At 53.2% G+C, this 8,997-nt stretch carries 6 protein-coding genes, 1 other RNA gene and 1 pseudogene; 2 read left to right on the forward strand and 6 right to left on the reverse strand.

Going from position 1 to position 8,997, the window contains the following annotated elements:
- Positions 1–273: 273 nt before the first annotated feature.
- Together HMPREF2572_RS09075 and HMPREF2572_RS09080 are read right to left on the reverse strand one after the other, a co-directional pair.
- Positions 274–2,049 carry an extracellular solute-binding protein gene (locus HMPREF2572_RS09075; protein ID WP_070497899.1) on the reverse strand — a complete coding sequence of 592 codons (1,776 nt, stop codon included), beginning with the start codon at positions 2,047–2,049 and terminating at the stop codon, positions 274–276.
- A 96-nt stretch (positions 2,050–2,145) separates the two neighbouring features.
- Complete coding sequence (locus tag HMPREF2572_RS09080; protein WP_070497901.1) at positions 2,146–3,378, reverse strand: YihY family inner membrane protein; 1,233 nt, start codon at positions 3,376–3,378, stop codon at positions 2,146–2,148.
- 134 nt (positions 3,379–3,512) lie between these two features.
- Between HMPREF2572_RS09080 and wrbA the strand changes: the two genes are divergently transcribed.
- Complete coding sequence (wrbA, locus tag HMPREF2572_RS09085; RefSeq protein WP_070497903.1) at positions 3,513–4,115, forward strand: NAD(P)H:quinone oxidoreductase; 603 nt, start codon at positions 3,513–3,515, stop codon at positions 4,113–4,115.
- A 114-nt stretch (positions 4,116–4,229) separates the two neighbouring features.
- Here the strand turns inward: wrbA and HMPREF2572_RS09090 are convergent, their stop codons facing one another.
- The 4 genes from HMPREF2572_RS09090 to rnpB all read right to left on the reverse strand — a co-directional run bounded on the left by HMPREF2572_RS09090 (position 4,230) and on the right by rnpB (position 8,058).
- Positions 4,230–4,760, reverse strand: a complete 531-nt coding sequence (locus HMPREF2572_RS09090) for a hypothetical protein (protein WP_070497905.1) — start codon at positions 4,758–4,760, stop codon at positions 4,230–4,232.
- Positions 4,761–4,845: 85 nt separating this feature from the next.
- Complete coding sequence (locus HMPREF2572_RS09095) at positions 4,846–5,364, reverse strand: DUF4189 domain-containing protein (protein WP_070497925.1); 519 nt, start codon at positions 5,362–5,364, stop codon at positions 4,846–4,848.
- An 81-nt stretch (positions 5,365–5,445) separates the two neighbouring features.
- The gene (metG, locus tag HMPREF2572_RS09100) at positions 5,446–7,503 is read right to left on the reverse strand and encodes a methionine--tRNA ligase (RefSeq protein WP_070497907.1); all 2,058 of its coding nucleotides are present in this window, start codon (positions 7,501–7,503) and stop codon (positions 5,446–5,448) included.
- 193 nt (positions 7,504–7,696) lie between these two features.
- Positions 7,697–8,058: RNase P RNA component class A (rnpB, locus tag HMPREF2572_RS09105), an RNA gene on the reverse strand.
- A gap of 217 nt (positions 8,059–8,275) precedes the next feature.
- Between rnpB and HMPREF2572_RS14620 the strand changes: the two are divergent.
- Positions 8,276–8,997 (forward strand): annotated as a pseudogene (locus HMPREF2572_RS14620) (hypothetical protein); the annotation flags it as partial.

The following is an 8,997-nucleotide window of genomic DNA, read 5'->3' on the forward strand; positions in this document are numbered from 1 at the left end:
CCAGCCCTCTCCCGCCAGACGGGAGAGGGGGCGGGTTGCAGGTAAAAATAGGGTCGTCTGAAAACTTTGGGATTTGGGGTTTAGAGAAATTCGTTCTACCCCCGTTTTCAGATGACCTCGTTTATTCAATCAAAACAGGTTTGGGATAACCGAAGTAGCTTGGGCTTCGTCCACGAAACCTACCACCTAACAATCCAAATCAGATAATAGTCGAATGGACTTTCATTTCGGCATTCATTTCGCGGGCAAAGCCCACGCTACGGATTGCCCCTCCTATTTCCACCACCCGCTACTCAGCGAAAAAAATACCGGGTCGTAATATTTCGGCAGTTGTTGCGGGATGCCGAGGTTATTGCGGTAAACGACGCGGTAGCGGTCGGCGTACCAGGCGGGGACGATGATGTATTGGTGGCGGATGGTGCGGTCTAGTGCCCGGGAGGTGGTTTTCAGCTCTTCGCGGTTGGTGAAGCTGCCGAAATGTTTGAGCAACTTTTCGACTTCGGGGCGGCACACGCCGGCGAGGTTTCGGCTGCCGGGGATTTTGGCGGCTTCGCAGCCGAAATAATCGTATTGTTCGTTGCCGGGGCTTTCGCTGTTGGCATAGGCGGTAATGGTCATGTCGAAGTCGAAATCGTTGAGCCGCCTTTGGTATAAGGCGGGGTCGGTAACGCGGATGTTCATGGTTACGCCGATTTTGGCGAGGTCGCGTTGCCATTTGGCGGTAATGCGTTCGTAGGTTTTGGAGGCGGTCAGGAACTCAAAGGTCAGGGGTTTGCCTTGGCTGTCGGTCAGTTTGCCGTTTTTATAGCGGTAGCCTGCTTTTTCCAAGAGTGCGCGGGCTTTGAGCAGGTTGGGGCGTATGCCTGTTTTCGGGTCGGTTTGAGGCGGCTCGGGGACGGGTTGGTTCAGGACGGCGGGATCGAGGGTGTTGCCGAGGGACTGGAGCAGTTTCAGTTCCGCGCCTTGCGGTTTGCCTGTCGCCGCCATCTCGCTGTTGGTGAAGAAGCTGTTGCTGCGGCGGTATGCGCCGTAGAAAATGCGCGCGTTGATGCTTTCAAAGTCGAAACTCTCAACCATCGCCTGCCGCACGAGGATGTTGTCGAACGGGGCGCGGCGCAGGTTCATGACGAAGCCCTGCATGCCGGCATCGCTTTTCTGTATCCATTCGTGTTTGCCCATGCCGCGTTTGGCGAGCATTTCGTCGGAATAGCCCCGCGCCCAGTTTCGGGCGACATTTTCGTAAACGAAGTCGTATTGTCCGGCTTTGAGGCCTTCAAGGCGGACGCTGTTGTCTTTGAAATATTTGAAGCGGACGGTGTCGAAGTTATATCTGCCTTTGCGGGTCGGGAGGTTTTGCGCCCAGTAGTTTTTGTCGCGCGCGTATTCGCTCATGCGCCCGATGTCTGCTTTGACGAAACGGTAGGGGCCGGAGCCGATGGGCATTTTGTTCGCGCCTTTTTCCAGACCTTCGGGATAGCTTTTATGAGAAAACACAGGCAGTTGCCCTAATGCCATGTGTAATTCGGCATTGCGCTGTTTGAAGCGGAAAACGACTGTCCTGTCGTCGGGCGTTTCGACTTTGGCAACGTCGCTCCAATATATGCGGTAGAAGGGATTGGCGGCTTTGTCTTGGGTAAGCAGGCGGAAGGAGGCGGCTACGTCTTTGGCAAGGACGGGATCGCCGTTGTGGAATTTGGCTTTCGGGTTAAGCCTGAATGTTGCCGACAATCCGTCTTCGGCAAGTGAGAAGTCTTCCGCCAGCAGCCCGTACATGGAGAAAGGTTCGTCCCAACTGTTGTCCGTAAGCATGTCCACGGTCAGATTGAGGACGCCGGCTTCTTTGTCGCCTTTGAGGGTAAACGGGTTGAACGTATCGAAGCCGCCCTGCATCGGCAGGGAAAACACGCCGCCTTTTGGCGCGTCGGGATTGACGTATTCGTAGGCGCGAAAGTCGGCGGGATATTTCGGCTCCTGCCCCAAACCCAAACCGTATGCGGCAAAAGCGGTGGCAGTGGAGAAGGAAAGCAGGAGGAGGACGAGGGTTTTCATAGGGTTTCAAACCGAGCAGGACGATGAAGCCCGATTATAGCAAAAGGTCGTCTGAAAACCGTTTTCAGACGACCTTTTATCCGTTTCAAAACATAATCAAGAAGGCTGCTGCCGGTTTTTCGCCTGAGCGTCAAACTCCGCCAGCGTCATGTTCAAAGTCTGCAAACACGGCGTCATCACCGCATCGACGGCTTGGTTCACATGGTCCCTTCCCAAAGGCGACGGACGGTAAACAAAGAGCTTGAAGAGTTCGTTCAACTCAATCGAATCCGCCCCCGTTTTCAACACCCAGCCCTGACGGCCGTTGTAGATATAGCCGTGCCGCGCCAGCTTTTCCAGAAGCTCGCCCAATTCATCGTAGCCCATATTGATATGTCGTCTGAACTCCTGAACAGGCAAGGCTTTACCCTCTTTTTGCGCCGCATCCAAAAGCAGCAGGATTTTCAACACATCATCAAACCGCCCTCGCGCATCGAATCCCCTGCGGAACGCATCGCCCTGCCAATAAGACAGTGACGAAGTCAGCACCGCGCCGCCCAACACCAGCGTCCACAGCAAATTCAGCCACACCAAGAAAAACGGTACGGCGGCAAAAGCCCCGTAAATCGAGCGATAGCCGTCGAAATTGCCCATATACCAAGCAAACAGGAAACGCGCCGTCTCCAAGCAAAACGCCGTGACCAAAGCCCCGATAAACGCATGACGCGCAGGCACGAAGCGGTTGGGCACAAAACGGTACAGCCCCCACAGCAAAAGCGTGGCAAAAAACAGCGTACCCAAGGTTTGCAGTAACCCCACCGCCCATTGCGGCGCAAACGAAGCCAGCGCAGAATCCTGCACCGACCCGACCATAAAAGAAATCCCCACACCCAAAGACAGCGGTCCAAAAGTCAGCAACGCCCAATACACCAAAAACTGCATCATCCAAGGCCGCTGCGAATTGACCCGCCAAATCCGGTTAAACGTATTGTCAATCGTCCGAATCAGCATCAGCGACGTCACCACCAGCATCACACTACCGATCGCCGTCAACTTTCCCGCCTGATTGCGGAACGCATTGATATAATCAAACACCATGTCCGCACCCTGCGGCACAATAGTCTGATTGACGAACGCAACAAAAGAATCCGACCAGCGGTCGAACACAGGAAAAATCGAAGCGACCGCCACCATCACCGTCAACACCGGCACCAAAGCCAGAAGCGTCGTAAACGTCATACTCGACGCCGCCTGCGGCACACGCTCCTCATCGAAACGCCGGACCACAAACCACGCAAAAGCAAACGCCTTACTGTCCGACAAACCTTGCCACCATTTCAAAAACGGCATAATCTTTCCCGAAAAATAACCAATTAAAAATAAAAAAACAGAAAACGCCACAGCGCACTCTACGTCGTCTGAAAACACAGCTTCAACAGCCAAACACCGATTTTCAACCAACCCCATTGTAACGGAATACCCAAATGAACCCAAATCCCCTCAAAATCCTCGTCCTCTACTACTCCCAAAACGGCAGCACCCTCAACCTCGCCCGCCAAATCGCACGCGGCATCGAAAGCGTTGCAGGCTGCGAAGCCGTATTGCGCACCGTCCCCAAAGTCTCCACCGTCTGCGAAGCCGTCGAAAAAGACATCCCCGACAGCGGCGCACCCTACGCCACCGCCGAAGACCTCAAAACCTGCGCCGCCCTCGCCCTAGGCAGCCCCACCCGCTTCGGCAACATGGCGGCCGCCATGAAATACTTCATCGACGGTACCATCCCCCTGTGGCTCGGCGCAGAACTCGCCGGCAAACCTGCCACCGTCTTCACCAGCACCTCCTCCCAACACGGCGGACAAGAAACCACCCTCCTCACCATGATGCTCCCCCTCCTGCACCACGGCATGATTATCAGCGGCATCCCCTACACCGAATCCGCCCTCGGCAACACCCAAAGCGGCGGCACCCCCTACGGCGCGTCCCACGTCGCCGGACACGACAGCAAACCCGTCCTGACCGCCGAAGAAAACGACATCGCCTTCGCACAAGGCAAACGGCTGGCAGAACTCGCCGTCAAGTTGGCTTAAAGCGGATAGCTTAGCAAACCAATCTGCCAAAAGCTAAAAAGGTCGTCTGAAAACCTGATTTCCAAGTTTTCAGACGACCTCGTCCATGTTTATCGGCTTTTCCCCGTTTACAGCCTATCTGCCATCCTTCTGACGGATAAAGGCATCGGCTTTGGCGCGGCGTTCGGTTTCTTCGGCAACGGTTTTACGCAGCAATTCATCAACGGGAACACCGCGGCGCGGCGCTTCTTCTTCCGCATACTGTTTTATCTTACTGTCCATATACGCCTCTACTTGGCGGCGCAAACGGTCGCGTTCTTCACGGCTTTCCGCGCAAAGGCGCTTCAACTCTTTATCTTCAAGATGGTAAAAGCTTTGTTTTTTGAATTCTTCCTCCAGTTTCGGATATTGTCGGCACTGATCGACTTTCGGATGGTTAAACAACAAAACCATAGACAAAAGGTTGAAATATTCGGCGGTCTCTTTATTGTCCCGATAACAAAGCGAACCGTTCGCCAAAGTATTGGTGTCTTTAAACAATTGCCCGCACTCGGCGGCAAGCTTTTTATTTGCTGCAGCATCGGATGACGCACCGATTTGATTTTGGGCGGCGGCAGAAGCGGTCAAACCAGCGAGCAGCAAAGAACATACAAAAGCTTTTTTCATATGGGGTGCTTTCAAAAAACAGATGGGAAAATGATGAAGATTTTAGATACCGAGGTCGTCTGAAAACTTTCAGACGACCTTTTTATTATAAGTACGGCAGCGAGCAGCCTTCAGGTACGACAATTTTACATCGCGGCTCGCCCTCATCTCGACATTGCTTCAATGCTTCAGCTTCGGCACGGTAACGATGTCTACTATCTCCAGGGTATAATTTTGGCATTTTACCCTTACTCCCCTGTGCGACTGCGAGACAGCCATTCTGAACCCAGGCAAATACTTTACAGGGTGCATTACGCCCCCCCTGTTCACAGGCTTCAATCGCTCCTTTCTTTGCAACTTCAAGAGAGGGGGCATTGATTGTATCTGCCGAAATACCCGTTTTAGGGTTAAGCGCCCATGCGCCGTATCTTGACGGAACATAAACGTCAATAATTTCTGTAGGCTGTTGCTGATATTGTGGCTGGGAACCGCAGTTAGGATTGTATCCATACTGACACAGGATCGGATCATTCTGTAGCGCGCCTTTGGTTGCGTCATAGGTCGAAGCGGCGGCATAAGTATTAAGACCCGCCAGCCCCAAAAAGATAAAAAGCAGTTTTTTCATCAGTTTTTCCTTGGTTTGAAGATACAAAAAAAGCTGTCCGAACATCTTGCATGATTGTTTCAGACAGCTTTTTTCAGCGTTTTAGCCTACTTTGTCGCCCGGCTGCGCGCCTGCATCGACATCGAGGAGCTTCAGTTTGCCCTCGGCGGTGGCGGCGGAGAGGATCATGCCTTCGGATACACCGAATTTTGCCATTTTGCGCGGGGCGAAGTTGGCGACGGCGATGACCATGCGGCCGTTCAGCTCGGCGGGGTTGGGATAAGACGCAGCGATGCCGGAGAAGATGATGCGTTTTTCAAAACCGAAATCGAGGTCGAATTTCAGGAGTTTGGTGCTGCCTTCGACGGCTTCGCAGTTCAATACTTTGGCGACGCGCATGTCGATTTTCATGAAGTCGTCGAAGCTTGCCTGCTCGGCGACTTTTTCGTATTTGCTGTCTTCGGCGGCAGGCGCGGGGGTCGTCTGAATGCTTTGTTTGTTGGCTTCGATTAAATCGTCCACTTGTTTTTGCTCCACTCGTTGCATTAAATGTTCGTATTTGTTGATGGCGTGTTCGCCTAGGGTTTCGCGCGTGTTCGCCCAGGTAATCGCGTCCAGATTGAGGAAACGCGCGGCGTTGGCGGCAGTTTGCGGCAACACGGGGGCGAGGTAGGCGGTCAGCATGGTGAAGGCGTTGATGAGTTCGCTGCATACTTCGTGCAGGCGTTCGTCTTGACCTTCCTGTTTGGCGAGTTCCCACGGTTTGTTGGCATCGACGTATTCGTTCACGGCATCTGCCAATGCCATGATGTCGCGCAGGGCGCGGGCGTATTCGCGGTTTTCGTATTGCTCGGCTATGTTGTCGCTTTCGGCGGCGAGTTTTGCCAGCAATGCGCTGCCTGAAACGTCTTTCAGACGACCTTCAAAGCGTTTGGCGATGAAACCTGACGCGCGGGCGGCGATGTTGACGTATTTGCCGACGAGGTCGCTGTTGACGCGCGAGATAAAGTCTTGCAGGTTCAAATCGATGTCTTCGATTTTGCTGTTGAGTTTGGCGGCGATGTAGTAGCGCATCCACTCGGGGTTCAGGCCTTGTTCCAGATAGGATTTGGCGGTGATAAACGTGCCGCGCGATTTGGACATTTTTTGTCCGTCCACGGTCAAAAAGCCGTGTGCGTACACGCCGGTCGGGGCGCGGTGGCCGGAGAAATGCAGCATGGCGGGCCAGAACAGGGCGTGGAAATAGAGGATGTCTTTGCCGATGAAATGGTACATCTCGGTTTGGCTGTCGGCTTTGAAGTATTCGTCAAAATCGACGCCGATGCGGTCGCACAGGTTTTTAAACGACGCCATGTAGCCGACGGGCGCGTCCAGCCAGACGTAGAAGTATTTGCCCGGCGCGTCGGGGATTTCGAAACCGAAATACGGCGCGTCGCGGGAAATGTCCCAGTCGGACAGGGTGGTTTCTTCGCCTTCGCCCAGCCATTCTTTCATTTTGTTGAGGGCTTCGGGTTGTAGATGGGGCTTGCCGTCGTGCGGGTTGTTGCCGGAAGTCCATGCTTTGAGGAAGTCGGCGCATTCGCCCAGTTTGAAGAAGAAGTGTTCGGATTCGCGCAATTCGGGTTTGGCACCGGAAACGGCGGAATACGGGTTAATCAGTTCGGTCGGGGAATAGGTCGTGCCGCAGACTTCGCAGTTGTCGCCGTATTGGTCTTGGGCGTGGCATTTGGGGCATTCGCCTTTGACGAAGCGGTCGGGCAGGAACATTTGTTTTTCGGGGTCGAAAAGCTGCTCGATGACGCGGCTCTCAATCTTGCCGTTGGCTTTCAGCGCGCGGTAAATGTCTTGGGAAAACTGTTTGTTTTCAGGGGAATGGGTGCTGTAATAATTGTCGTAGCCGATGAAAAAGCCGGTGAAGTCGGCGAGGTGCTCTTCACGCACTTTGGCAATCATGTCTTCGGGCGCGATGCCTTGTTTTTGCGCGGCAAGCATCACGGGCGTGCCGTGGGTGTCGTCGGCGCAGCAGTAGTGGCACTCGTGGCCGCGCAGTTTTTGAAAGCGCACCCAAACGTCGGTTTGGATGTGTTCGACCATGTGGCCAAGGTGGATGCTGCCGTTGGCATAGGGCAGCGCGGAGGTAACGAGGATTTTGCGTGTCATGGTTTTATGCTTGGGAAAACAATGGATAAAGATGGGGAATTATACCGTAAATCGTGCGGGCGAGACGGGGGAAAGGTCGTCTGAAAAGGGGATTCCGTGAAGCGGGAACAGGTTTGATGAAACGGGTTATCGAAGGTAAAAGGTCGTCTGAAAACCAAAAATCATTTTCAGACGACCTTTTCGATAATCGGGACATACAGGCCGGACGATAAGCCGGGTTCTGTCTCGGACAGTCATTCCTCTAGGCACACCATTACTGATGCGCTCCAGCAACCTACCCGAACGCTCGGCGAGCAGCGTCAATGCGTTCTGTTTGGTCTTGCTCCGGATGGGGTTTAGCCTGCTGCGCCTTGTTACCAAGTGCACGGTGCGCTCTTACCGCACCTTTTCCCCCTTACCCGTGCCGCCCGAAGGCGGCCGTCGGCGGTATTGCTTTCTGTTCCACTTTCCGTCGCGTTTCCGCGCCCGGCCGTTAGCCGGCATCCTGCTCTGCGGAGCCCGGACTTTCCTCCCCGTATGCCTTACGCGATACGCGGCGACTGTCTGTCCGACCTGTATGAAACGCGGATTATAACACAAGCAAATCACAACCGTTTGACCACCAAAAAAACCTCCTATCTAAAAATTTACCCATTTCGCAACATAAAAATTCAAATAAAATAAACTATTTATAAACAAAAAGTACCGTTCGTCAAATAAATAAATGACATGTTACAAAAAAGCCCATAAAATGAATATCACATAACTATTTTAAATATAAAAGTACATTACGATGAAAAACTATCCACATATCCTGTCTTACCTTGCCCTATCGTTACTTGCCGCCTGCGGAGGCGGTGGAGGCGGCAGTTCACCGTCAACCGCCTCAAGCGATACCAATCAACCCAAAATAGAATGCAACGCCGAATGCCAAGCGGAGCGGAAGGCGACTGAGGAAGCCGAGAAAGCTAAAGCCGAAGCAGAGCGCAAAGCTGCTGAAGAAGCCGAAAAAGCTAAAGCTAAAGCTGAAACGGAACGTAAGGTTGCGGAAGAAGCTGCCAAAGCCAAAGCTGAAGAAGAACGTAAAGCAGCAGAAGAGGCCGCAAAAGCCAAAGCAGAAGCAGAACGCAAAGTCGCTGAAGAAGCTGAAAATGCCAAAGCCGAAGCCGAACGCAAAGCTGCTGAAGAGGCTGCCAAAGCTAAAGCAGAAGCAGAGCGCAAAGCCGCTGAGGAAGCTGAAAAAGCTAAAGCCGAAGCTGAACGTAAAGCTGCTGAAGAGGCTGAGAAAGCTAAAGCGGAAGCTGAACGCAAAGCCGCCGAAGAAGCCGCCAAAGCTAAGGCTGAAGAAGAACGTAAAGCCGCAGAAGAGGCTGAGAAAGCCAAAGCTGAAGCCGAACGTAAAGCTGCTGAAGAGGCTGAGAAAGCCAAAGCTGAAGCGGAACGTAAAGCCGCTGAAGAAGCTGAGAAAGCCAAAGCAGAAGCGGAACGTAAAGCTGCTGAAGAGGCTGAGAAAGC

Origin of the sequence: Neisseria sp. HMSC064E01, assembly GCF_001808875.1 — a bacterium.
In the GTDB taxonomy this organism is placed as follows: domain Bacteria; phylum Pseudomonadota; class Gammaproteobacteria; order Burkholderiales; family Neisseriaceae; genus Neisseria; species Neisseria sicca_A.